This is a genomic window from Kluyvera genomosp. 3, from assembly GCF_011765685.1.
Classification (GTDB): Bacteria; Pseudomonadota; Gammaproteobacteria; order Enterobacterales; family Enterobacteriaceae; genus Kluyvera; species Kluyvera georgiana_A.
Genome location: NZ_CP050321.1, coordinates 3,115,892 through 3,138,612 on the forward strand (window position 1 = coordinate 3,115,892; position 22,721 = coordinate 3,138,612).

General features: G+C 54.3%; 26 protein-coding genes. 15 read left to right on the top strand and 11 right to left on the bottom strand.

What is annotated here, in order from left to right; translation table 11 throughout:
• Positions 1–14: 14 nt before the first annotated feature.
• A complete protein-coding gene (gene flgM / locus GY169_RS14740) occupies positions 15–308 on the top strand; it encodes a flagellar biosynthesis anti-sigma factor FlgM (RefSeq protein WP_064549088.1) in 294 nt (97 codons plus the stop codon).
• Positions 309–312: 4 nt separating this feature from the next.
• On the top strand, positions 313–744 hold the full coding sequence (gene flgN / locus GY169_RS14745; RefSeq protein ID WP_167576201.1) for a flagella biosynthesis chaperone FlgN: 432 nt from the start codon (positions 313–315) through the stop codon (positions 742–744).
• A 44-nt stretch (positions 745–788) separates the two neighbouring features.
• Here flgN and murJ read toward each other — a convergent pair whose 3' ends face one another.
• From murJ to rimJ, 4 genes are all read right to left on the bottom strand, one after another.
• A complete protein-coding gene (gene murJ / locus GY169_RS14750) occupies positions 789–2,324 on the bottom strand; it encodes a murein biosynthesis integral membrane protein MurJ (protein ID WP_163448119.1) in 1,536 nt (511 codons plus the stop codon).
• 111 nt (positions 2,325–2,435) lie between these two features.
• Positions 2,436–3,359, bottom strand: a complete 924-nt coding sequence (locus GY169_RS14755; protein ID WP_163448120.1) for a Gfo/Idh/MocA family protein — start codon at positions 3,357–3,359, stop codon at positions 2,436–2,438.
• A 5-nt stretch (positions 3,360–3,364) separates the two neighbouring features.
• A complete protein-coding gene (locus GY169_RS14760) occupies positions 3,365–4,015 on the bottom strand; it encodes a YceH family protein (protein ID WP_167576202.1) in 651 nt (216 codons plus the stop codon).
• Positions 4,016–4,024: 9 nt separating this feature from the next.
• Positions 4,025–4,609 (bottom strand): ribosomal protein S5-alanine N-acetyltransferase, encoded by a 585-nt coding sequence (rimJ, locus tag GY169_RS14765; protein WP_064549078.1) that lies wholly within the window; start codon positions 4,607–4,609, stop codon positions 4,025–4,027.
• A 319-nt stretch (positions 4,610–4,928) separates the two neighbouring features.
• Here rimJ and tatA point away from each other — a divergent pair, with 319 nt between their 5' ends.
• The 7 genes from tatA (at position 4,929) to GY169_RS14800 (ending at position 9,285) form a co-directional block, all read left to right on the top strand.
• Positions 4,929–5,138 carry a twin-arginine translocase TatA/TatE family subunit gene (gene tatA, locus GY169_RS14770; RefSeq protein ID WP_163448122.1) on the top strand — a complete coding sequence of 70 codons (210 nt, stop codon included), beginning with the start codon at positions 4,929–4,931 and terminating at the stop codon, positions 5,136–5,138.
• A 139-nt stretch (positions 5,139–5,277) separates the two neighbouring features.
• Positions 5,278–5,838 (top strand): lipoprotein, encoded by a 561-nt coding sequence (locus GY169_RS14775; protein ID WP_163448123.1) that lies wholly within the window; start codon positions 5,278–5,280, stop codon positions 5,836–5,838.
• 135 nt (positions 5,839–5,973) lie between these two features.
• Positions 5,974–7,020, top strand: coding sequence for a dihydroorotase (gene pyrC / locus GY169_RS14780; protein ID WP_167576203.1), 1,047 nt, complete (start codon positions 5,974–5,976; stop codon positions 7,018–7,020).
• 71 nt (positions 7,021–7,091) lie between these two features.
• Complete coding sequence (gene dinI / locus GY169_RS14785) at positions 7,092–7,337, top strand: DNA damage-inducible protein I (RefSeq protein ID WP_064549069.1); 246 nt, start codon at positions 7,092–7,094, stop codon at positions 7,335–7,337.
• Positions 7,338–7,614: 277 nt separating this feature from the next.
• On the top strand, positions 7,615–7,869 hold the full coding sequence (gene bssS / locus GY169_RS14790) for a biofilm formation regulator BssS (protein ID WP_064549067.1): 255 nt from the start codon (positions 7,615–7,617) through the stop codon (positions 7,867–7,869).
• 138 nt (positions 7,870–8,007) lie between these two features.
• Complete coding sequence (gene solA, locus GY169_RS14795; protein ID WP_163448125.1) at positions 8,008–9,126, top strand: N-methyl-L-tryptophan oxidase; 1,119 nt, start codon at positions 8,008–8,010, stop codon at positions 9,124–9,126.
• Positions 9,127–9,171: 45 nt separating this feature from the next.
• Positions 9,172–9,285 carry a DUF2770 family protein gene (locus tag GY169_RS14800; protein WP_065356368.1) on the top strand — a complete coding sequence of 38 codons (114 nt, stop codon included), beginning with the start codon at positions 9,172–9,174 and terminating at the stop codon, positions 9,283–9,285.
• On the opposite strand, the gene GY169_RS14805 is transcribed toward GY169_RS14800, so the two are convergent.
• Positions 9,282–10,343: a rhodanese-related sulfurtransferase gene (locus GY169_RS14805; protein ID WP_167576204.1), complete on the bottom strand. Its 1,062-nt coding sequence runs from the start codon at positions 10,341–10,343 to the stop codon at positions 9,282–9,284. The genes GY169_RS14800 and GY169_RS14805 overlap by 4 nt on opposite strands.
• A gap of 223 nt (positions 10,344–10,566) precedes the next feature.
• Here GY169_RS14805 and GY169_RS14810 point away from each other — a divergent pair, with 223 nt between their 5' ends.
• From GY169_RS14810 to GY169_RS14820, 3 genes are all read left to right on the top strand, one after another.
• Positions 10,567–11,487: a Kdo(2)-lipid IV(A) acyltransferase gene (locus GY169_RS14810; RefSeq protein ID WP_167576205.1), complete on the top strand. Its 921-nt coding sequence runs from the start codon at positions 10,567–10,569 to the stop codon at positions 11,485–11,487.
• Between the two features lie 135 nt (positions 11,488–11,622).
• Positions 11,623–12,840, top strand: coding sequence for a multidrug efflux MFS transporter MdtG (gene mdtG, locus GY169_RS14815; protein ID WP_167576206.1), 1,218 nt, complete (start codon positions 11,623–11,625; stop codon positions 12,838–12,840).
• Positions 12,841–12,946: 106 nt separating this feature from the next.
• Positions 12,947–13,321 (top strand): MysB family protein, encoded by a 375-nt coding sequence (locus GY169_RS14820; protein ID WP_064549057.1) that lies wholly within the window; start codon positions 12,947–12,949, stop codon positions 13,319–13,321.
• Here the strand turns inward: GY169_RS14820 and GY169_RS14825 are convergent, their stop codons facing one another.
• The 3 genes from GY169_RS14825 to mdoG form a co-directional block, all read right to left on the bottom strand.
• Complete coding sequence (locus GY169_RS14825) at positions 13,322–13,543, bottom strand: YceK/YidQ family lipoprotein (RefSeq protein ID WP_411908127.1); 222 nt, start codon at positions 13,541–13,543, stop codon at positions 13,322–13,324.
• A 130-nt stretch (positions 13,544–13,673) separates the two neighbouring features.
• The gene (gene mdoH, locus GY169_RS14830; protein ID WP_167576207.1) at positions 13,674–16,202 is read right to left on the bottom strand and encodes a glucans biosynthesis glucosyltransferase MdoH; all 2,529 of its coding nucleotides are present in this window, start codon (positions 16,200–16,202) and stop codon (positions 13,674–13,676) included.
• Positions 16,195–17,730: a glucans biosynthesis protein MdoG gene (gene mdoG / locus GY169_RS14835; protein ID WP_223802319.1), complete on the bottom strand. Its 1,536-nt coding sequence runs from the start codon at positions 17,728–17,730 to the stop codon at positions 16,195–16,197. The genes mdoH and mdoG overlap by 8 nt, the downstream gene beginning before the upstream one ends.
• 272 nt (positions 17,731–18,002) lie before the next feature.
• On the opposite strand from mdoG, the gene mdoC reads away from it, so the two are divergent.
• Positions 18,003–19,163, top strand: coding sequence for a glucans biosynthesis protein MdoC (gene mdoC / locus GY169_RS14840; protein ID WP_163448131.1), 1,161 nt, complete (start codon positions 18,003–18,005; stop codon positions 19,161–19,163).
• Here mdoC and ymdB read toward each other — a convergent pair.
• Complete coding sequence (gene ymdB, locus GY169_RS14845) at positions 19,160–19,717, bottom strand: O-acetyl-ADP-ribose deacetylase (RefSeq protein ID WP_167576208.1); 558 nt, start codon at positions 19,715–19,717, stop codon at positions 19,160–19,162. The two genes, mdoC and ymdB, sit on opposite strands and share 4 nt — an antisense overlap.
• 635 nt (positions 19,718–20,352) lie before the next feature.
• Here ymdB and GY169_RS14850 point away from each other — a divergent pair.
• A complete protein-coding gene (locus GY169_RS14850; protein WP_163448133.1) occupies positions 20,353–20,760 on the top strand; it encodes a hypothetical protein in 408 nt (135 codons plus the stop codon).
• Position 20,761: 1 nt separating this feature from the next.
• Complete coding sequence (locus GY169_RS14855) at positions 20,762–21,004, top strand: hypothetical protein (RefSeq protein WP_167576209.1); 243 nt, start codon at positions 20,762–20,764, stop codon at positions 21,002–21,004.
• A 435-nt stretch (positions 21,005–21,439) separates the two neighbouring features.
• On the opposite strand, the gene GY169_RS14860 is transcribed toward GY169_RS14855, so the two are convergent.
• Positions 21,440–21,748, bottom strand: a complete 309-nt coding sequence (locus GY169_RS14860) for a type 1 fimbrial protein (RefSeq protein WP_163448135.1) — start codon at positions 21,746–21,748, stop codon at positions 21,440–21,442.
• 282 nt (positions 21,749–22,030) lie between these two features.
• Positions 22,031–22,721: hypothetical protein (locus GY169_RS23530; protein WP_263406826.1), on the bottom strand; the 691-nt coding region annotated here is incomplete at its 5' end.

Genomic DNA, 22,721 nt, shown 5'->3' on the forward strand with positions numbered 1-22,721 from the left:
ATGAGGAAAGCATTATGAGCATCGATCGTACATCATCTCTGAAAGCGGTAACGCCGGTACAACATCGCGAAACGCCGGAGACCAGTGCACAAAAAGTACGTGCCGAGAAAACCGAAACCGCCACCAGCGCCAGTGTGACGTTAAGCAATGCGCAGACCGCACTGACCCGTTCAAGCAGCGGCGATATTAATATGGCGCGCGTCGAGGAACTGAAAACCGCCATTCGTAACGGCGAGTTAAAAATGGATACCGGTAAGATTGCCGACGCGCTGATTCAAGACACGCAAGATTATCTACAGAGTAAATAAGCGCATGAGCAGTTTGTCAGCCATTCTGGACCAAATGACCAGCATCCTTCACTCTCTTAAAGAAGTGATGGATGCTGAGCAACAGCAGCTCTCTGCAGGCAGCGTTAACGGCCTGCGGCTTGCCAGCATTACCGAAGAGAAAAGCTCTCTGCTGGCGACCTTAGACTACCTGGAAAAACAGCGTCGCGTCGAACAGGACGCCCGACAAAGCACCGATAATGAAGATATCGACAGTCGCTGGCAGACCATTACGGAAACCACGCAGCAGCTGCGTCGGTTAAATCAGCATAATGGCTGGCTGCTTGAAGGACAGATTGTCCGCAACCAGCAGGCGCTCGATGTGCTGAAGCCTTTTCAGGAGACGGGACTGTACGGAAAGGATGGGCAGGCAGCAGGCAGCAGCCTTACCCGTAGCGCCAAGAAGTTCTCTGTCTAAACACGGGCGGGGCCACAGAACGTGCCCCGCGAAGTGTATTTCGTTTACGCCGTCCGGCGTACAAACTCTTTAATTCTGAAGCCCAGAATGGCCAGCGCGGCAAAATAAGCCACCACGCCCACCACCACCACGCCCATCAGACGCAACAGACGGAAAGGCATCGTACCCTGCGACCACTCCGGCATGACGTGCATCATACCGAGCAGCGCCGCCGCCATCACCAGCACCGACACCACCAGACGCACTAAGAACATGCGCCAGCCCGGCTGCGGGGTGAAGATTTTCTGCTTACGCAGCTGCCAGTACAGCAGCGCGGCGTTCAGACAGGCCGCCAGACCAATCGACAGCGACAGCCCGGCGTGCTTCAGCGGGCCAATAAACGCCAGGTTCATCAGCTGGGTCATAATCAGCGTGACGATAGCAATTTTCACCGGTGTTTTAATGTCCTGACGCGAATAGAAGCCCGGCGCCAGAACTTTAACGACGATGAGCCCCATCAGGCCAACGGAGTAAGCCACCAGCGCGCGCTGGGTCATCGCGGCATCAAAGGCGGTAAATTTACCGTACTGGAACAGCGCCACGGTTAGCGGCTTGGCCAGAATACCCAACGCCACCGCGCTCGGCAGCGCCAGCAGGAAGCACAGGCGCAGGCCCCAGTCCATCAGGCGGCAGTATTCGTCGTGATTGCCGCTGGCAAAGCTTTTCGACAGCGACGGCAGCAGGATAGTCCCCAGCGCCACGCCCAGCACGCCTGACGGGAACTCCATCAGACGGTCGGCGTAATACATCCACGAGACGGAGCCGGAAACGAGAAACGAGGCAAAAATGGTGTTGATGATCAGCGAGATCTGGCTCACCGAGACGCCGAGAATTGCCGGCCCCATCTGTTTCACCACCCGCACCGCGCCCGCGTCTTTAAAGTTGATGCGCGGCAGCACCAGCATGCCGATTTTTTTCAGATGCGGAAGCTGATAGGCCAGTTGCAGCACGCCGCCGACGGTCACCGCCCACGCCAGCGCCAGCACCGGCGGATGGAAATGCGGCGCGGCGAACAGCGCGAAGCCAATCATGCTGATATTAAGGAAGGTTGGCGCAAAGGCTGGCACCGAGAAGCGGTTCCAGGTATTCAGGATCGCCCCGACCAGCGAGGCGAGTGAAATCAACAGAATATACGGGAAGGTAATACGCAGTAGCTGGGTGGTCAGCGTGAACTTGTCAGCGGTGTCGGCAAAGCCCGGCGCGGTAATGGTGATCACCCACGGCGCGGCCAGCATCCCCAGCACGGTAACAATCGCCAGCGCCAGCGTGAGCAGCCCGGAAACGTAAGCGACAAATACCCGCGTGGCCTCTTCACCCTGCTTGCTTTTGTATTCGGCCAGAATCGGCACAAACGCCTGGGAAAACGCCCCTTCGGCAAAAATTCGACGCAGCAGGTTCGGTAGCTTAAACGCCACGAAAAAGGCGTCGGTGGCCATTCCTGCCCCAAACACCCTCGCCACAATCGCGTCGCGCGCAAATCCCAGCACGCGCGAAAACATGGTCATCGAGCTGACGGCTGCCAGCGATTTTAATAGGTTCATGACTTTGTGATTCCACAACCCGCAAACAAAACGCCCGGTAGACGGGCGCGAAAAAGTGGCGTTAGTCTACCGGGTTCGGGATGAATTGCTACTGCCAGTTGTTACAGCTGGTTATTCGCGGATTGCCTCATGCCACAGCCCTTCCACGATACGCTGGGCCATAATCGCCTGCTCCCCCGCCGTTTCCGGAACCGTCTGATTTTGCACGCATTCAATAAAATGATGCGCACAGCCGACAAACCCACGCTGTTCGAGGGTCGTTTGCCAGCCGGGAATCGGCCGCGTCACGACGCCAGCGCCACGCTCTTCACGCCATTCGCGCATATCGGTGACCTCATAGAGCCCGCCGTCCGCCACCGCCTGCACCGACTCACGCTGGCTGCCTGCGCGGCGATGCATACTGGTGGTAATCTGTAGGCCTGGCTGGCTGAAGTGGTGCTCGGCATAGAACATGCAGCCTTCATCGGTGGTTTGCAGCACGCCATCGCTGAGTTTGGCCTTACCGCCCGCCAGCCACAGCGCGGTATCCACCACGTGCAGATAGTCATCCAGCAGGGTAAATCGCAGATCGTGCGGGCCGACGCTGTCGCTACGATGTTTATCCATGCGCAGCGAGGCCATTTCACCCGCCTGTTTTTTCAGCTCACGGTACAGTGGCGAAAAGCGGCGATTGAAACCCACCATCAGGGTCAATTTTTTGCGCGCCGCCAGCGCCACCAGCCGTTCCGCATCATCAAGCTTATCGGCCAACGGTTTGTCCACGCAGACGTGCACCCCTGCGTTCAGCAACTCGCTGACCACCGCATAGTGAGACGCCGTGGAACTGTGCACAAATACCGCGTCGCACTGGGCGGCCAGCGCCGCCAGCGAATCGGCGTAAGGCATGCGGTAGGTTTCGCACACCTTCAGCGCCTTTTCTTTACCCGGCGACCAGGCGGCCTGTAGCGTCCAGTCTGTTGCCGCGCTCACCACCGGCAACCACGCCTTCTGCGCAATACCGCCCAGGCCGACCACACCAATGCGAATTTTAGCCATGCTGATTACTCCCCAAGGTGCGCCAGCAGTGAATCCAGACGCTGTTTCAGTTCCGCAACTTCGCCTTCCAGCGCTTCAACCCGGTCGCGCAGATCGCCATCAGCCGCTGGCGCACTGCTCTGAGCCGCTACCGACTGTAAATCAACTTCACCGCTAAACAGATGCATATAGCGGCTTTCCCGCTTGCCTGGTTCACGCGGCAGACGCACAACAAACGGGCCGTCTTCGCGGTTCGCCAGACGTTCCAGGGTACTCTCCACCTCGGCCATGTCGGCAAATTCATGCATGCGCTGCGCGCGACCACGCAATTCACCTGGCGTCTGCGCGCCGCGCAGCAGCAGTGTCGTCACCAGCGCGACTTCGGCAGAAGAGAGTTTCAGATCGCCAAACTCCGAGTTGCAAAAACGCTGTTCGTACTTGGTAACGCGGTTACCAAACCCACTGACCGTACGCAAATAGTGGCGCTTGACCAGGGTATCGAGCTGATCCTGAACTTCCGCTTCGCTGAGCGTCATCACCGGCTCGCGATTGGTTTTCTGGTTACAGGCCGTCGCTACGGCGTTGATCGACAGCGGATACTGCTCCGGCGTCGTCACCTGCTTTTCCAGCAGGCAGCCGATCACGCGAGCTTCCAGAGGCGTTAATTGGTATTTCATGGTGATTCCTTAGCGGCCAGGCGTCCATTGTGGGGTGGTTAAGGCGGTCAGTACGTGATCGCGCCATTCACCGTCAATCAGTAAATAGTCCTTCGCATAACCCTCTTTTTCGAAGCCGAGACGCGCCAGCAGATTCCCACTGCGCTGATTATGCGGCATATAGTTCGCCATAATACGGTGAATATGCTGCGTGCGCTGCATATAACGAATGGCGGCGGTCAGCGCTTCGTACATCATCCCCTGCCCCTGCCACTTCTGGCCGATGGAGTAGCCGAGATAACACGCATGGAACGACCCGCGCACCACGTTGGAGAAGTTGGCGACGCCGATGATCTCTTTTTCCTCAGGGTCAAGCAGCGCGAAATAAAAGGCGGTTCCCTGCTTGTGGAACTCGTTAATCATCGACAGGCGCGCCTGCCATCCTGAGGGATAGCAGTGGCTGTCATCGCGAATGGGTTCCCAGGGTTTTAAAAACTGTCGATTCTCGGCGTAATAATCCGCCAGACGCCACGCATCCCGGTCGTGAATCAACCGCACAACCAACCGATCCGTGGTCAACCGAACTTTCGGCACGTTACTGCGATAGCCAAACATCTCACTACTCCTGTACCCAATCTATACCCTGATCGTTTAACTATACCTGCCCGACGGCAGCCAATGAAAACAACACGCTGTCTTTTTGCATTGTGATAAAAAAGGACCACCGCTGGCAATACGAGAAAAGGTGAGATCGCGCGGAAAATGAAGATGTTTTGTCTTAACGGACGACAGACGCTAAGCAGTTGAGAAATGAGATAAAACGTAGAGGTTATTTTTTATCGGTTCCAGCAGGTGAATTTATGCCATTAACAGACAAATATTTCCCCGCGCGGTTTGCGAGAATTGGTCATTATTTTCTCAATAGGTTTGTATCATGGGTGAAATTAGCGTTACCAAACTCTTAGTGGTCGTCGTGCTTTTTGTTCTGGTGTTCGGCACCAAAAAACTCGGTTCCCTCGGGGCGGACCTGGGCACGGCGCTAAAGGGCTTTAAAAAAGCGATGAACGACGTGCACGCCGACACGGATGCCGACTTTACCGCAGAGAAGAAAACGGCAGAGAATAAGCCGCACGACCAAGCCTGAAGCCCGCAAAATCAGCGAGTAGCGTTCACCATTTTGCCCCATCTGCGGCACTTTCAGTATTTTCCGCTGTCAGATTGTTACTGACAGCGTATGCTGCTTATTGTCAGGATGCATACAACGCTTTACGTTGAGGAACCCCATGAAAAAATTGTTAGTCATTGCCGCCCTGATCGTTAGCGGCCTGGTTGTTGGCTGTAATCAGCTTACGCAATATTCGGTCAGCGAGCAGGAGATTAATCAGGCGTTGCAAAAACGCAATAATTTCTCCAAAGATATCGGGGTCCCGGGCGTGGCAGACGCCCATATCGTCCTCAACAATTTGACCAGCGCCATTGGCCGTGAAGAGCCGAATAAAGTGAGCCTGAGCGGTGACGCGAAGCTGGATCTGAACTCCCTGTTCGGCAGCCAGAAAGCCAACATAGCCCTCAAGCTGAAGGCCTTACCGGTGTTTAATCAGGAGCAAGGTGCCATCTACCTGCAGGAGATGGAAGTGGTGGATGCAAAAGTCACGCCGGAGAAAATGCAGTCGGTCGTACAAACGTTGATTCCGTATCTTAATCAGTCGCTGCGCACCTACTTCAACAAGCAGCCGGCCTACGTGCTGAAAGAAGATGCCAGCAAGGGTGAAGCGCTGGCGAAGAAATTCGCGAAAGGCATTGAAGTGAAGCCAGGCGAAATCATTATCCCGTTCACCAACTAATCCCTTATTGTTCATGCCCGATGGCGCCATGTCATCGGGCATTATTTTTTACGGAAAAGGATGCAAAGGAAAACGTTTCCGCTTATCCTTAGTGCCCGGCAAAAATGACTGATATCCCACCAGCCGGAGCCTTACATGACCGCATTACCGCAAGTTCTGAAAATTCGCCGCCCAGACGACTGGCATATCCATCTTCGCGACGGCGAGATGTTGAAAACGGTTGTTCCGTATACCAGCGAGCTGTATGGCCGCGCGATTATTATGCCGAACCTGGTTCCGCCAATTACCACCGTCGATGCGGCTATCGCCTATCGCCAGCGCATCCTCGACGCGGTGCCTGCCGGGCACGACTTCACTCCGCTGATGACCTGCTATTTGACCGATACGCTGGATCCAAACGAACTGGAGCGCGGTTTTAACGAAGGCGTATTCACCGCCGCGAAGCTGTATCCGGCTAACGCTACCACCAACTCCAGCCACGGCGTCACCAGCACCGATGCGATTATGCCCGTGCTGGAGCGCATGGAGAAGCTGGGCATGCCGCTGCTGGTGCACGGCGAAGTGACCCATGCAGAAATCGATATTTTCGACCGCGAGGCGCGCTTTATCGACAGCGTGATGGAGCCGCTACGCCAGCGTCTTCAGGGCCTGAAAGTGGTGTTCGAACACATCACCACCAAAGATGCCGCCGAGTATGTGCGCGACGGCAATGACCTGCTGGCCGCCACCATCACGCCACAGCATCTGATGTTCAACCGCAACCATATGCTGGTCGGCGGCGTGCGTCCGCATCTGTACTGCCTGCCGATTCTGAAACGCAACGTTCACCAGCAGGCGCTGCGCGAACTGGTTGCCAGCGGCTTTACCCGCGCCTTCCTCGGCACTGATTCCGCGCCGCACGCCCGTCACCGTAAAGAAGCCAGTTGCGGCTGTGCGGGTTGCTTTAATGCGCCTGGCGCGCTGGGCAGCTACGCCACCGTGTTTGAAGAGATGAACACGCTTGAGCATTTCGAAGCGTTCTGCTCGCTGAACGGCCCGCGCTTCTACGGCCTGCCGGTTAACGACAGCTACGTTGAGCTGGTGCGTGAAGAGAGTCAGGTCGCGGAAAGCATCGCCCTGAGTGATGATACCTTAGTGCCGTTCCTCGCCGGAGAAACGCTGCGCTGGACGGTGAAAAAATAAAATCGCGCCCCCTGTTGTAAACGCCTGAATATGACTGTATAAATATACAGTATATTACACAGGGGGCAATTATGCGTATTGAAGTCACTATTGCAAAAACCACCGCGCTGCCGGCAGGCGCCTTAGACGCGCTGGCAGACGAACTTTCCCGCCGTATCAACAACCAATTTCCAGACAGCGGTGGCGCCGTTAGCGTGCGCTATGCTGCCAGCAATAACCTTTCCGTGATCGGTGGCATTAAAGAAGATAAAGACCGCATCAGCGAAATCCTCCAGGAAACCTGGGAAAGCGCCGACGACTGGTTCATCACCGACTAAATTTTCCCTCATTGTGTTTTTTTTGCCGGGTCGCCCCGGCTTTTTTTATTCCCGCGCTTGTTTTTCTGTGATCAATCCCCACTTTTTACATTAGCGGTAAAAAATTGCGCGACATGGTTGTTTATTGCGCAAATAGCCGACTAACTCAGGAATTTGTGTTGCTTTTGATTTCAATTCTCGAGTATTTATTGAAGTGTTGTATACTGATAAAGCTTCACAAAAAATTGCATTAGACCTCGAGAGTTGTTGCCTTTTAACACGTAAATAAGGGGTTATGATGGAAAAGAATAATGAAGTCATCCAGACCCATCCCCTCGTCGGATGGGACATCAGCACCGTAGATAGCTATGATGCGCTGATGTTGCGCCTGCACTACCAAGACCCCAATCAATCGAGCAATAAAGAAGCAGAAGTTGGCCAAACGCTATGGCTGACGACCGATGTCGCACGTCAGTTTATTTCCATACTGGAAGCCGGGATTGCCAAAATTGAGTCTGGCGATTACCAGGTCAACGAGTATCGCCGGCATTAACGCCGATACTTTTCTCGTCGTAATGGCAAACAGGCACCCTCGGGTGCCTTAATTATTTTCACGCTTGTATAACAACTGCAGCTTAATTTACTCTACCAGACACAGATTTCGCGCCTCATTATCGAGTCAGGAAAGACTATGCAATACGATCTCATTATTGTTGGCAGCGGCTCCGTCGGTGCCGCTGCCGGTTATTACGCCCGTAAAGCGGGTTTAAACGTCCTGATGACCGACGCCCATATGCCGCCCCACCAGCAGGGTAGCCACCACGGCGACACGCGTCTGATGCGCCACGCCTACGGCGAGGGTGAGAAATATGTGCCGCTGGTACTGCGTGCGCAAGCGCTTTGGGACGAGCTGTCCGCCATCAGCGGCGAAGAGCTGTTCGAACGTAGCGGCGTGGTGAATCTTGGCCCTGCCAACTCCACCTTCCTGCAGACCGTCGCCCAGAGCGCCGAGCAGTTTAACCTGCCGGTAGAGCGGCTGGACGCCAGCGCGCTGATGGCCCGCTGGCCAGAAATCACCGTGCCCGCCGACTATCAGGCCATTTTTGAACCCGGCTCCGGCGTACTGAAAAGCGAACTGGCGGTAAAAACGCTGATCGCGATGGCGAAAGACGCGGGTTGCGCCCAGCTGTTTAACTGCCCGGTCACCGCCATCCACAGCGATGCCGATGGCGTAACGATTGAAACGTCTGAAGGCCGCTGGCAAGGTAAAAAACTGCTGCTGACCGCCGGTACCTGGGTGAAACAGTTCTACCCTGAACTGCCGATTCAGCCGGTACGTAAGGTTTTTGCCTGGTTCCAGGCCGATGGCCGCTATAGCCGTAAGAATAACTTCCCGGCGTTTACCGGCGAGTTGCCTGACGGCGATCAGTTCTACGGTTTCCCGGCGGTTGAAAACGAATTGAAAATTGGCAAACACAACGGCGGGCAGCTAATCAACAGCCCGGAAGAGCGCAAAGCGTTCGGTTCGGTCGCCAGCGACGGCTCAGAAGCGTTCGGCTTCCTGCGCCAGATTTTGCCCGGCATCGGCGGCTGTCTGTACGGCGCAGCCTGTACCTACGATAACTCGCCGGATGAAGACTTTATTATCGACACCCTGCCCGGCCAGCCCGACGTGCTGTTTATCGGCGGTCTGAGCGGCCATGGCTTTAAGTTCGCTACCGTACTGGGCGAAATTGCCGCCCAATTTGCGCAGCAGCAGACGCCAGCGTTCGATTTAAGCCCCTTCGCGCTGGCCCGTTTTAACCACTAAAAATGAACGGCCCCGACAATGCGGGGCCGTTCTACAGAGAATGATATGCGTCGTCTGTTTTACTACCTGATCAACAACATTCGCGAGCACCTGATGCTTTATCTGATGCTCTGGCTGCTGCTGGCCCTCGCCGATATCGCCTATCTCTATTTCAGCTAGTTGTTTTGCCCTTCCGGGTCAGGAATGCCTAAACGCGTATTCAAACGACCGCGCGACTTATTAAAAATCTTATTGCCGTTTTCGCGGCCCGCACGTCGCTGACGTTGTTCCTCTTCCGGCAGCTTGTGTTCCTGCTGGCAGGCTTCGCTGCAGCAGCCTTCAAACTTCTCGGCGCAGGCCGGGCACTGAATAAACAGCAGGTGGCAGCCGTCGTTCAGGCAGTTGGTGTGGCTGTCGCACAGCGTGCCGCACTGGTGGCAGTGGGCAATCACCTCATCGGAGATACGCTCGCCCATGCGCTCGTCGAAGACGAAGTTTTTGCCGATAAAGCGTACCGGTAAGCCTTGCTCGCGGGCGCGACGCGCGTATTCAATAATACCGCCTTCAATATGCCACACCTGCTTGAAGCCGTTGTGCTTCATCCAGGCGCTGGCTTTCTCGCAGCGAATACCACCGGTGCAGTACATGACGATTTTTTTATCTTTATGTTCCTGCATCATTTCCACGGCCTTCGGCAACTGCTCGCGGAAAGTATCTGCCGGAATTTCCAGCGCCTGCTCAAAATGGCCCACTTCATATTCGTAGTGGTTGCGCATATCGATAAATACCGCGTCCGGATCGTCCAGCATGGCGTTAACTTCTGCCGCTTTCAGGTAGTCGCCGACGTCGCTGGCATCGAAGGTAGGATCGTCAATCCCGTCCGCGACGATACGATCGCGGACCTTCATGCGCAGCACCCAGAAGGATTTACCATCGTCATCAAGGGCGATATTCAGACGCAGGTCTTTAAGCGCCGGATCAAAGCTATACAGCCGTTCGCGCAGCTTTTCCACGAGGCTGGCCGGGACGCTGATCTGGGCGTTAATGCCCTCGTGGGCGAGATAGATACGGCCAAAGACCTTGAGCTCCGTTAGCGCAACATACAGCGCATCCCGGGTGGCCCTGGGATCGACGATGGTGAAGTATTTATAGAATGAGATAGTGGTGCGTGGCTCGGTTTCTGCCAGCATCTGCGCTTTCAGCGTCTCATTCGAAATGCGGTTATGCAACACTGGCATGGTGTTCTTATCCTGCAAAATAGAATGGATGGTCTTAATCGGGGCGCATGATATAGCAATCATCGTTAATTTACATCCCCACATTTTGCGCTACATTTTCATCACCAATAATAATACCGCGCAAAATCTCTGGCTAAATTATCGTCGGTCGTGGCCCCGGCATTTTGGTTGACGGAAAAATAGTGCGACAATAGAACCAGTTGCTCGTAAAAACAGGAAACACATGACCCAGTTACCCAAGTTCACCGCTGCGCTGCTGCATCCTCGCTACTGGCCATCATGGCTGGGCATTGGTCTGCTCTGGCTGGTCGTTCAACTGCCCTATCCGGTTATCTACCGTCTCGGCAACGCGATGGGTAGACTGGCATTGCGGCTGATGAAGCGCCGCGCAAAAATTGCCTACCGTAATCTGGAGCTTTGCTTCCCGGAGATGAGCGAAGAAGAACGTCATCGGATGGTGGTGAAGAATTTTGAGTCCGTGGGCATGGGCGTGATGGAGACCGGCATCGCCTGGTTCTGGCCGACGAAGCGTATTAACCGCTGGATGGACGCCAGCGGCCTTGAGCACATCCGTGCCGTGCAGGATTCTGGCCGCGGCGTTTTGCTGATCGGTATTCACTTCCTGACGCTCGAAATGGGCGCCCGTATGTTTGGTATCCACAACCCCGGCATCGGCGTCTATCGTCCAAACGACAACCCGGTTCTCGACTGGCTGCAAACCTGGGGTCGCATGCGTTCGAATAAAAGCATGCTCGATCGTAAAGACCTCAAAGGGATGGTCAGGGCGTTGAAAAACGGCGAGATCATCTGGTACGCGCCGGATCACGACTACGGCCCGCGCGCCAGCGTGTTCGCGCCGCTATTTGCGGTGAAAGACGCGGCGACAACTTCCGGTACCTGGATGCTGGCGAAAATGTCAAAAGCCTGCGTTGTGCCGTTTGTGCCACGCCGCAAACCGGATGGTAAAGGCTATGAGTTGATTATCCTCGAGCCGGAGTGCGACCCGCCGCTGGACGACGCAGAAACGACCGCCGCATGGATGAACACCATCGTCGAGAAATGCATCCTGATGGCGCCCGAGCAGTATATGTGGCTGCATCGGCGCTTTAAGACGCGTCCGGAAGGTGTCCCCTCCCGCTACTGATAGCAACGCGCAGCCCAGGCTGCGCGTTTTGTTTTAGCTTTAAAAGCTACCCACATTGCGGTGATATGAACACGGGCGCATAATTAGCAGGCTTATAAATACACTCTCTTTTGGCGATATTGCCTGCGGAACCCTATGCTACCCTCAGATGCCCCCATAAACTGGAAGCGTAACCTCGCTGTCGTCTGGCTCGGCTGTTTTTTAACCGGCGCTGCATTCAGCCTGGTGATGCCGTTCCTTCCCCTGTACGTTGAGCAACTTGGCGTGACTGGCCACAGCGCGCTGAATATGTGGTCTGGCCTGGTCTTCAGTATCACCTTTCTGTTTTCCGCCATCGCCTCCCCGCTGTGGGGCGGTTTAGCCGACCGTAAAGGCCGCAAAATCATGCTGCTGCGTTCGGCACTGGGCATGGCCATCGTCATGCTGCTGATGGGGCTGGCGCAGAATATCTGGCAATTTTTAATCCTGCGCGCGCTGCTGGGGCTGCTGGGCGGTTTTATTCCTAACGCCAACGCGCTGATTGCCACTCAGATCCCACGCCATAAAAGCGGCTGGGCGCTGGGGACGCTCTCGACAGGCGCGGTCAGCGGCGCGCTGCTTGGGCCGCTCGCCGGTGGTTTCCTGGCCGATAACTACGGGCTGCGTCCGGTCTTCTTTATGACCGCAACGGTACTGTTTATCTGCTTCGTCCTGACCCTGTTCTTTATCCGCGAGCAGTTCACGCCGGTCTCCAAAAAGGAGATGCTGCACGTTAAAGAGGTATTCGGCTCGCTGAAAAACCGCGAGCTGGTGCTTAGCCTGTTCGTCACCACCTTAATCATTCAAGTCGCCACCGGTTCAATTGCGCCAATCCTCACGCTCTACGTGCGCGATCTGGCGGGAAATATCAGCAACATCGCCTTTATCAGCGGCATGATAGCCTCAGTCCCTGGCGTGGCGGCGCTGATTTGCGCACCGCGCCTGGGGAAACTTGGTGACCGCATCGGCCCGGAGAAAATTCTTATCGTCGCGCTGATTGTTTCGGTGCTGCTGCTGATTCCGATGTCATTTGTGCAAAACCCGCTACAGCTGGGTATTCTGCGCTTCCTGTTGGGGGCCGCCGACGGCGCGCTCCTTCCGGCGGTACAAACGCTGTTGGTCTATAACTCCAGCAACCAGATTGCCGGGCGTATTTTCAGCTACAACCAGTCGTTCCGCGATATCGGCAACGTGACCGGGCCGCTGATTGGCGCCGCCGTATCGGCCAACTATGGCTTCCGCGCGGTGTTCTGCGTGACCGCCGTCGTGGTGCTGTTTAACGCCGTTTATACCGGTTTCAGCCTACGCCGTAACCCGGAACCCTCTCGCCCCTAGCCCTCTCGCCCTGCGGTTTGCGTGAAAACATCGCGCAGGGCGTGTACAACCGAAAACTTCAGCTATTATTTCCCTGAATACCACGTCAAATTGCAGGGAGAAAGAGATGACCTTATACGCCACGCTCGAAGAAGCTATTGATGCGGCACGTGAAACTTTTCTCGCCGATAATCCCGGTCTGGAGGAGAGCGAAGCGGACGTACAGCAATTCAATATGCAAAAGTACGTTTTACAGGACGGTGACATCATGTGGCAGGCCGAGTTCTTCGCCGATGAGGATGAAGAAGGCGAATGTCTGCCAATGCTCAGCGGCGAAGCCGCGCAGAGCGTGTTTGACGGTGACTTTGACGAGATTGAGCTTCGTCAGGAATGGGTAGAAGAGAATACGCTGCACGAGTGGGATGAAGGCGAGTATCAGCTGGAGCCCTCTCTCGATACCGAAGAGGGCCAGACCGCTGCCGATGAATGGGATGAGCGCTAGCTACTCATAAGGGCCGTGGCTGGCGTCAATCGGCAGCAACAGGGTGTCGAACACCAGCGAAAACGGTAGATCGATAATGGTGACATAGCGCCAGGCGGAATCGCGCAAATCCCACTTTACGCCCGGATAATACTGGTTTCCATGGCCCTGTCCGGGAATCGTTCTACTGATAATGCTGCCGCATCCGCTCAGCACTATCGTCATGACGACAACCAGTAACATTCGTATCACGTTGTTCTTCCTCATTGTTACAGACAAAAAAATACCGGCTGGATGGCCGGTATTTCCTTACGGCAAATATCTCCCCTGACCTTCCCCGGCGGGGTTCTACCTCGACCGGGGACGCTCCGGGTTATTTGGCTTTTAACGCCTGCGGATTCAGCGTCAGCTTATCGTACTCAGCCACCCAGGAGGAATATCTCTCCGGCGCGGCCCAGACGCGGTAGTGCAGACGCGACAGGGTGACCGGGTCGCTCAGCAGCACCAGACGACGATCGCGGTTCAGCTTATCCGGCGTTTCGTTCAGCGCCTGTTCAACGTGGCGATCGCGGGCGATCTCCAGCACATGGCTCGCACGGTGACGCGCGGTTGCCATCGCCGTTGCCAGGGCGTTAAATGACGGATTAAACACCGCATGCATAAAGCCGTCGTCCAGCACGCGTGCGCGGTTCTGTTCCAGATACGCTTCGGTATCAGCCAGCACCTTCGGCGTGCTGTACTCTTCCGGAATCAGGAACAGCTTCCAGCGTTTGGTGCGCAGACCCACGGTCGAGCGGCTGGAGATCACCGACACGAAAGGCGACAGAATCAGCGAGAACACAATCGGCGCCAGCCAGAACAGGAAGCGCAGATCCAGCCACGCCATGCCGACAGCCCACACCAGGCCCAGCAGCAGCTGAGAACCGTGACGCATAAAGGCTTCACTCCACGGCGTGGAGTCATCATCACGCTGCGGCGAGTTCCAGACCACTTCCCAGCCCAGGAACGCGCTGACCACGAATACGGTGTGGAACAGCATACGCACCGGTGCCAGCAGCACGGAGAACAGCACCTCCAACAGCAGGGAGATCGTCACACGTACAAAGCCGCCATACTCTTTCGAGCCTTTGCACCACACGAGAATGATACTCAGCAGTTTCGGCAGGAACAGCAGCACCATGGTCGAGGCAAACAGCGCGATCGCCAGCTCAGGACGCCACTGCGGCCAGACCGGGAACAGCTGACGCGGCTGCAGGAAGTACTGTGGCTCGGTTAGCGCATGCACTACCTGCAGCGCGGTCGACAGGGCCAGGAACATAAACCACAGCGGCGCGGAGAGGTAGGACATCACACCGGTGAGGAACACCGCACGGTGAACCGGGTGCATCCCTTTTACCAGGAACAGTCGGAAGTTCATCAGGTTACCCTGACACCAGCGACGGTCACGCTTCAGTTCATCCAGCAGGTTCGGCGGCAGCTCTTCATACGAGCCCGGCAGATCGTAGGCAATCCACACGCCCCACCCGGCACGACGCATCAGCGCGGCTTCAACGAAGTCGTGCGACAGAATCGATCCGGCGAAGTTACCGTCACCCGGCAGCGGCGCCAGCGCGCAGTGCTCGATAAACGGCTTCACGCGGATGATGGCGTTGTGGCCCCAGTAGTGCGATTCACCTAACTGCCAGAAATGCAAACCGGCGGTAAACAGCGGGCCGTAAACGCGGGTTGCAAACTGCTGGCAGCGGGCGTACAGCGTGTCCATACCGGAGGCGCGCGGCGAAGACTGGATGATCCCGGCATTCGGGTTCGCTTCCATCAGGCGCACCAGGTTGGTCAGGCAGTCGCCGGACATCACCGAGTCGGCATCCAGCACAACCATATAGCTGTACTGATTACCCCAGCGGCGGCAGAAGTCATCGATGTTGCCGCTTTTACGCTTCACGCGACGACGACGACGACGATAGAAGATCTGCCCTTCACCCTGCACCTCGGCAATCAGCTCCATCCAGGCTTTTTGCTCTGCTACGCAGATGTCCGGATTGTAGCTGTCGCTGAGGATGTAAACGTCAAAGTGCTTCTGCTGGCCAGTGGCTTTCACTGACTCCCACGTCGCACGCAAACCGGCGAATACGCGGGACACGTCTTCGTTACAGATAGGCATAATCAGCGCCGTCCGGTGTTCCGGATTCAGCGGCTCATCGCCCACGGTAGACGCAGAAATGCTGTACTTGTCGCGGCCAATTAGCAGTTGCAGGAAGCCCATCAATGCGGTCCAGAAACCGGCGGAGACCCAGCAGAACAGGACGGCAAAGAGGATCAGGATCCCGGTTTGCAGCAGATACGGCAGCAGCTGCATAAAGGAGACCCACAGATTCTGCCCGACCATATCGGCCGGGTTGATCAGCGCCCAACCCTGATACGGCAGGATGGTCTTCATATACCAGGTCGCGACCACGGTCTGCGCCAGCGTCAGAATCAGCAGCGTGTAACGGCGTAAGGAACCCACCGTACGCCATTTCGCTTCACGCTCCTGCTCTTCTTTGGTCAGACGAGACAGGTAGCGCGGAGTGACATCGCGGCCACGCAGACGATCCCAGAAGCGACCAACCGGGTTGGTACGCCATGGGTCCGGGAACATAGAAGAACGCGTAGCTTTCGGCATCGCCTGCAGCTGCGTGCGCCCTTCCTCGTCTTTCATCAGTTGATCGCCGCCCAGAGAATCTGGCCAGCTCTCTTTCAGACGCGCTTTGACAGACGCCAACGGCGTGTCGTCATCGCGTGCAATTGTCTGATGCTCGTCATCCAGCGCTTCGTGCACGGCGCGCAGCGTCGTGTCCGGGAGCGCCGCTTTTTCTGCATCCGTAAGCGACAGTGCGTCGATATACTTCGTTGTCTTATTCATTTGCAGGCAGCTGATAGCTCCAGGTTTCACTCAGCGCTTGGTCCGCGTTGACCAGCGCAGCGCGCATTTCAGTGGTTTTCTTCGGATCTTTCACCTTCACGCGCAGCGTTAAGCGCCAACCTTTGGTCACCGGGTTATAGCGAACGCTATTTTCAACGATTTCACCGTTATCACCAATGCTCGTCTGCGCCGTTACCGGCGTATCCTGCGGCATTTTACGCATATCGGCACCGGTAAAGTCGACGATGAACGCCAGGGTACCGTCAGGCTGACGAATCAGGTTCGACTGTTTGACATCGCCGGTAGAACGGCGAGTCTGCATCACGTACGCGTTGTCCGTGGCATGCAGTTTGTCTTCGTCACGGGTAAAGGTGATGGTGTACTTGTAGTTCATCTCTTTACCGGCTTCCGGCAGTTTATCCGGCGTCCAGTAAGCCACGATGTTATCGTTGGTTTCGTCGTTGGTTGGGATCTCGACCAACTCAATGGTGCCTTTGCCCCAATCGCCTTTCGGCGTGATCCAGGCGCTTGGGCGCAGATCGTAGCGGTCATCCAGATCTTCAAAACGAGAGAACTGACGGCCACGCTGCAGCAGACCAAAGCCCTGCGGGTTTTCGGTCGCGAAGCTGCTGACGGCCAGATGTTTCGGGTTGTTCAGCGGACGCCAGATCCATTCGTCGTTGCCGGCGTGGATAGACAAACCGTTAGAATCGTGCAGTTCCGGGCGATAGTTGGTCGCGGCGGAAGGCTGGGTCGGCCCGAACAGGAACATACTGGTCAACGGCGCAACGCCCAGCTTACCCACTTTGTCACGCAGATAAATTTTGCTCTGCACGTCGACGACGGTATCGCGACCCGGCATCACCACAAAGCGGTAAGCGCCAGTTGCACGCGGGGAATCCAGCAGCGCATAGATAGTCAGACGCTTATCGGTCGCTTTTGGACGCTCGATCCAGTATTCACGGAAGCGAGGGAACTCCTCACCGGACGGCAGCGCCGTGTCAATCGCCAGACCGCGGGCAGACAGGCCATACACCTGCCCCTGACCGAGCACGCGGAAGTAGCTGGCGCCCAACATGCTGACGATCTCGTCGTTCTTATCTTTGCTGTTGATCGGATACAGCACTTTGAAGCCTGCAAAGCCAAGATCCTTCACGGTGTCTTTGTCATGCTTAACGTCACCGAACGTGAAGTAGTCCGGGCTGTACTTAATTTTCCGCACGGAGGTCGCCGTGACTTCATTAATGGTCACCGGCGTGTCGAAATACATACCCTGGTGGTAGAATTCGAGCTTAAACGGGGTCTTAATGTTGCTCCAGTATGCCTTATCGTGGTTGAACTGGATTTGCTGGTAGTCCGCATATTTCATATCGCGGAAGACGGAAGGCAGGTTGCTTTTCGGCGCTTCATAGCTTTTATCCGCCAGCGACTTAGCCTGCTTTGCAACGTCATCAATAGTGAATGCCCATGCAGATGAAGTACACAGGGACAACATTACGGCTGCGCCTAACCAACGCAGTTTCATCATCTGTGGTTTCTGTTTCATATAACTAAGCACTTCCCCCTTTGTGTGCTTAAATCGATCCGATCCATTTTACTGGAAATTCAAGCAATCCGACAACATAATCCCCATATTGTTCAGCCCGGTGGCTTAGGTATTAAGCAACCGTCGACTGTGCTTTGCACTTTGCGTGCTTATCCTGGAGACAGGTAACCAGAGTTCGTGTAGGGTTGCCAACGAATGTAAACTTTCTCGTCTTAGTCTGTAAGGCGATTAGTCTGAGAATCGTACCTAACCCTATGAATAACAAACCCGCACAGCGTGAATATTTTCTCGACTCGATTCGGGCCTGGCTAATGTTGCTGGGGATCCCTTTTCACATTTCGCTCCTGTATTCTACCCACACCTGGCATATGAATAGCCCGACGCCGTCATGGTGGCTGACGCTTTTTAACGATTTTGTGCACGCATTTCGCATGCAGGTGTTCTTTGTTATCTCCGGCTACTTTTCCTACATGCTCTTTTTGCGCTATCCCATCAAAAAATGGTGGAAGGTTCGCGTTGAGCGCGTGGGTATTCCGATGCTAACCGCCATTCCGCTGCTCACGCTGCCGCAATTCCTGATGCTGCAATACGTTAAGGGTAAGACGGAAACCTGGCATACGCTGTCGTTTTACGAAAAATATAATACGCTGGCCTGGGAACTGGTGTCGCACCTGTGGTTCCTGCTCGTTCTGGTGGTGCTGACGACTCTCGGCATTCTGGTCTTTCACCAGATGCGCCGCCGCCAGATGCGTCGTCGGGCCGATCTCTTCGACAACATGACCATGGGCAAACTTACGCTCATGTTCCTGCTGCTCGGGGTGGTTTACGCCGCTATCCGTCGGACGCTATTCCTTATCTACCCGCCGATACTGAGTGATGGCCTGTTTAACTTCGTGGTCATGCAGACGCTGTTTTACGTGCCCTTCTTTATTCTCGGCGCGCTGGCCTTTATTCATCCGAAGTTAAAAACGCTGTTCACCACCCCTTCACCGTGGTGCATCGTGGCGGCCCTGTTCGGGTTTATCGCCTATCGACTGAATCAGCACTACGGTTCTGGCGATGCATGGATGTATGAAACGGAATATGTGATTACGATGGTATTAGGCGTGTGGATGGTGAACGTGGTGTTCTCATTCGGCCACCGTATGCTGAACTTCCAGTCCGCACGCGTCACCTATTTCGTCAATGCTTCCTTATTTATCTATCTGGTGCACCACCCGCTGACGCTGTTCTTCGGCGCCTGGATTATGCCGAGCATTAGCTCAAATACGCTCGGCTTCCTGACCGGGTTGGTTTTTGTCGTGGGCTGTGCGTTGGTGTTGTACGAAATTCATCTGCGTATTCCCCTGCTGCGTTTCCTGTTTTCCGGCAAACCACAGCAAAAAGCACCTAAACCGCAGACGGCCGGCCACTAGGTGTTGGCGTCGTTGGCCAGCGCGGGGATCCGCGTCTGGCCAAGTATTTCCTGATATAAACGCGTGGTTTCGTCATCGAAGCAGACGAAAAAGACGATTTCCGGCAGGCTACGGCGAGTCAGAAACGCCGCCACCGTACTGATGGCAATTTCCGCTGCCTCGCGATGAGGATAGCCGTAGGCCCCGGTTGAAATCGCCGGAAAGGCCAGCGTGCGATAGCCATTATCCAGCGCCAACTGCAAACTGTTGTGGTACGCCTGCTCCAAGAGTGAGGCTTCCTGTTCTCCCCCGCCCTGCCAGACCGGCCCGACAGTATGAATGACAGCTTTTGCTTTCAGGTTTCCCGCGTGGGTGATCACCGCATGTCCGGTCGGACAGGTGCCCTGCTGCTGGCGAACAACGGCGCAAGCCTCCTGTAGTGACGGCCCGGCGGCGCGATGGATTGCGCCATCCACGCCACCGCCCCCCATCAGTGAAGGATTGGCGGCATTGACGATAACATCCACCTCAAGGCGGGTGATATCCCCCTGCTGCACCTGAATTCGTTCGGTCATGCTCACTATCCTCTTACTAAGACGAATCGATTATCTACCATAGCCGTAGTTTTAAACCTATAAGAATCTGATTGAAATAGGTTTTCCTTAGAAACAACACTACTACTTGTGTAAAGTACCTCTTAGGAATAACTCATATAGCGAGTACCAATATCAAAGAAAGAGCCAGTGCATAAGGCACTATCTCGTTTCAGGTTCAGTTACGTAGTAAAGGCGTAGACAAGGCTTTCTCAAGATCGTTCATCGCTATAGATGCTGCTGAGCGTGAGCAAAAGTATAACGGTGCTACTACATCAAATCTGGAGGGTAAGCACTTTCATTGCAAACTTGATGAACTAATGAACAATCTTGATTTACTTATCTATCTCACGTTCTACTATAAAGGAATTGATTTACTATGCCTGTCTAACAAAAGATAGATAACCACTCTTTAACATTAGTGGCTATCTGTGAATACATTTGCAATCATGGATAGTCAACTTATAAGTAAGAAATCTATTTCCTTTCATGTTAATGAAAAGGTTTAATGTGCAGGGTTATTGCATAGATCCTGTACTACACGGTAAATTATGTTCAGAAAAAAAAATACAATGAAATATCCTTATTTTTATTTTTCAATATTGATGGTGGTTTAAATGAAAAAGATTGTGTTAGGTTTAACTTTATTAGCATCTGCATTTAATGTAATGGCTATAGGTCATTGTGACAAAGTAATTGTCGAAGATTCAATTCTTAACACTGGTGAAATTACCTCTCAGGGTGTTTCTAAGTATCCATTAGAATTCCTTGAAAATGGAAATTTAATGATGATTAAAATGCATGGAGTGAATTTTGATTTTCAAACTAGCCCTGTACGTAATGACAAGTGGAAGGAAGGGGATAAGATGCAAATGAGAACAGGATTGATTGAAACAAGTGAAGCCAGTAATCAATTAATCTACATCAAAGATGGTGAGACATATTCTGGAATTCAGATGGTCATAAAAGTCAGTGGTAAACAGCGTTCATTGATGGGCGTTGATTGTGTAGTGGATAGTGAATAAAATGAAAAAGATCTTTGCGATACTATGCCTATTTGCCTTGATTGGGTGTGATGATAAGCCAGAAGTAAAACCTGATGCAGAATGTTATTTCTCATCGAATAAAACAACTGCGACGCATTTCACTGATGGTAATGCTACTGATTTTGAGCTAGATTTTGATGGGAATAAAATGTCTGGATGGGGATGGGTTCAGAGGGTAACTAATTCTGTCTCAGATGCTACATGCCATGAGATTAAAAAGTGACGGGATGATTTTTTGAGAAATGTATTTGTACTCGATTCACCACCTATAGTCCGAGATGAACCCAATGATGAATAAGATAATTTGATGTTACTTCATACCCTTGCTGTAATTGCTCATATTGATGATGAGAAAATGTCAACGTTTCTTTATCGGAGTCCAAAATCATCCTTTTTACTCTCCCGTTTGAAGTAGCAAGCCATCTACATGCAATGATGAATTTAACTTACAGTGATTGTGGACAGGTTAGATGAAGAGAAAGCCAGCCCTGAGGCTGGCCTTAGTTGTTATGCTGTTATCACCCATCTCCAGCTTTCACGACATAGCTCAGTTATGTTGTGAACAGGGTTAGCTCTCTTGCTATCAACCAGATCGAAAATGAAGTGGCCAACTAAAACTGCCTACCATAAACAACACGCCCCGTCATTTCGTTTCGGGCTATTTGTACTGTACGGTGAGGATCGCTGCATTTTTATCCGTATTTAGCCAGTGCAGCGTGGCGGTGCTCTTGTCATTGACGAACTGCTGCCCCTGTAGCAGGGATTTCATTGATACTGTCTGAACATGATTCTTACCGTCCTGATAACAGTTCACGCTCATTTTGGTCGGCGAAGGTTGGTAATCACAGGGCGGCTCGACGATCTGCCCACGAAAGTGGATCACACCACTGTTTGCGGCCAGCGCGCTGAAACAGAAAAAGGCAAGCGAGGAGATGATAGCAGTGAAAAATCGCGGGAATGTTTGCATGGTAACTCTCCGATAATTTGAGATCTTCCATGAAGACGTTGCGTCCAGGATCTGCAATTCGAAGCGAGCACTCTAAATGTAAACATTTTTCTCACATTATGCTTACATTAAGACTTTTGCAACTCCGTTTTACATAGAAAATTTATATAGTTAGCTTCATTATCGGCAGTGTCAGTGCATTCTTTATAACGACTCTCAAACATAAAAAGGCCGCAGCACACCGGCTACGGCCTTCTGGAGATGAAACGTATATCGGTATCTCCCGACTAACATTTGACCTGATTAGCGGAAGTTACAGCCAATCGCCCCAGGCTGATTGCACTTAGACGATCGAGAACTGTTGTTATCCGAGTTGTTATTACCCGCTTGTCCGCCGCGAACGGTTGTCGCGGTTACGCCTGAACCACCGCCGTTGCTACGACCACTGACGTTGTTGCTACCGCCACCGATGTTGTTGCCGCCACCGATGTTGTTGCCGCCACCGCCGTTGTTGCCGCCACCGCCGTTGTTACCGCCACCGCCGTGATTACCGCCACCGCCATGGTTACCGCCACCTCCGTGGTTGTCGCCACCGCCATGGTTACCGCCACCGCCGTGATTGTCGCCACCGCCGTGGTTGCCGCCACCGCCATGGTTACCGCCACCGCCATGATTTCCATGACCGCCAAACGGGTTATGGCCCTGGCCGCCTCCGTTACCATCACCCCAGCCGCCGCCATGACCGCCACCATTACCGCCATGGTTGCCATGACCACCAAACGGGTTATGGCCCTGACCACCTCCATGGCCATCACCCCAGCCGCCACCGTGACCGCCACCCTGGCCACCACCGTTGCCGCCGCCCTGACCGCCGCCGTTGCCGCCGCCCTGACCGCCGCCGTTGCCGCCTCCCTGACCGCCGCCATTGCCGCCACCCTGGCCGCCTCCGTTGCCGCCGCCCTGACCGCCAATTCGCCGGCCCTCATCCGGCAAC

What these genes read in the sequence shown, in the direction of transcription:
- rimJ (WP_064549078.1), bottom strand. Translation starts at nt 4,609, where the DNA reads ATGTTTGGCTATCGCAGTAACGTGCCGAAAGTTCGGTTGACCACGGAT.
- GY169_RS14775 (WP_163448123.1), top strand. Translation starts at nt 5,278, where the DNA reads ATGAAAAAATTGTTAGTCATTGCCGCCCTGATCGTTAGCGGCCTGGTT.
- murJ (WP_163448119.1), bottom strand. Translation starts at nt 2,324, where the DNA reads ATGAACCTATTAAAATCGCTGGCAGCCGTCAGCTCGATGACCATGTTT.
- bssS (WP_064549067.1), top strand. Translation starts at nt 7,615, where the DNA reads ATGGAAAAGAATAATGAAGTCATCCAGACCCATCCCCTCGTCGGATGG.
- tatA (WP_163448122.1), top strand. Translation starts at nt 4,929, where the DNA reads ATGGGTGAAATTAGCGTTACCAAACTCTTAGTGGTCGTCGTGCTTTTT.
- dinI (WP_064549069.1), top strand. Translation starts at nt 7,092, where the DNA reads ATGCGTATTGAAGTCACTATTGCAAAAACCACCGCGCTGCCGGCAGGC.
- mdtG (WP_167576206.1), top strand. Translation starts at nt 11,623, where the DNA reads ATGCTACCCTCAGATGCCCCCATAAACTGGAAGCGTAACCTCGCTGTC.
- GY169_RS14860 (WP_163448135.1), bottom strand. Translation starts at nt 21,748, where the DNA reads ATGCAAACATTCCCGCGATTTTTCACTGCTATCATCTCCTCGCTTGCC.
- mdoC (WP_163448131.1), top strand. Translation starts at nt 18,003, where the DNA reads ATGAATAACAAACCCGCACAGCGTGAATATTTTCTCGACTCGATTCGG.
- ymdB (WP_167576208.1), bottom strand. Translation starts at nt 19,717, where the DNA reads ATGACCGAACGAATTCAGGTGCAGCAGGGGGATATCACCCGCCTTGAG.
- GY169_RS14755 (WP_163448120.1), bottom strand. Translation starts at nt 3,359, where the DNA reads ATGGCTAAAATTCGCATTGGTGTGGTCGGCCTGGGCGGTATTGCGCAG.
- pyrC (WP_167576203.1), top strand. Translation starts at nt 5,974, where the DNA reads ATGACCGCATTACCGCAAGTTCTGAAAATTCGCCGCCCAGACGACTGG.
- flgM (WP_064549088.1), top strand. Translation starts at nt 15, where the DNA reads ATGAGCATCGATCGTACATCATCTCTGAAAGCGGTAACGCCGGTACAA.
- GY169_RS14805 (WP_167576204.1), bottom strand. Translation starts at nt 10,343, where the DNA reads ATGCCAGTGTTGCATAACCGCATTTCGAATGAGACGCTGAAAGCGCAG.
- GY169_RS14800 (WP_065356368.1), top strand. Translation starts at nt 9,172, where the DNA reads ATGCGTCGTCTGTTTTACTACCTGATCAACAACATTCGCGAGCACCTG.
- mdoH (WP_167576207.1), bottom strand. Translation starts at nt 16,202, where the DNA reads ATGAATAAGACAACGAAGTATATCGACGCACTGTCGCTTACGGATGCA.
- flgN (WP_167576201.1), top strand. Translation starts at nt 313, where the DNA reads ATGAGCAGTTTGTCAGCCATTCTGGACCAAATGACCAGCATCCTTCAC.
- GY169_RS14825 (WP_411908127.1), bottom strand. Translation starts at nt 13,543, where the DNA reads ATGTTACTGGTTGTCGTCATGACGATAGTGCTGAGCGGATGCGGCAGC.
- GY169_RS14820 (WP_064549057.1), top strand. Translation starts at nt 12,947, where the DNA reads ATGACCTTATACGCCACGCTCGAAGAAGCTATTGATGCGGCACGTGAA.
- GY169_RS14760 (WP_167576202.1), bottom strand. Translation starts at nt 4,015, where the DNA reads ATGAAATACCAATTAACGCCTCTGGAAGCTCGCGTGATCGGCTGCCTG.
- solA (WP_163448125.1), top strand. Translation starts at nt 8,008, where the DNA reads ATGCAATACGATCTCATTATTGTTGGCAGCGGCTCCGTCGGTGCCGCT.
- mdoG (WP_223802319.1), bottom strand. Translation starts at nt 17,730, where the DNA reads ATGATGAAACTGCGTTGGTTAGGCGCAGCCGTAATGTTGTCCCTGTGT.
- GY169_RS14810 (WP_167576205.1), top strand. Translation starts at nt 10,567, where the DNA reads ATGACCCAGTTACCCAAGTTCACCGCTGCGCTGCTGCATCCTCGCTAC.
- GY169_RS14850 (WP_163448133.1), top strand. Translation starts at nt 20,353, where the DNA reads ATGAAAAAGATTGTGTTAGGTTTAACTTTATTAGCATCTGCATTTAAT.
- GY169_RS14855 (WP_167576209.1), top strand. Translation starts at nt 20,762, where the DNA reads ATGAAAAAGATCTTTGCGATACTATGCCTATTTGCCTTGATTGGGTGT.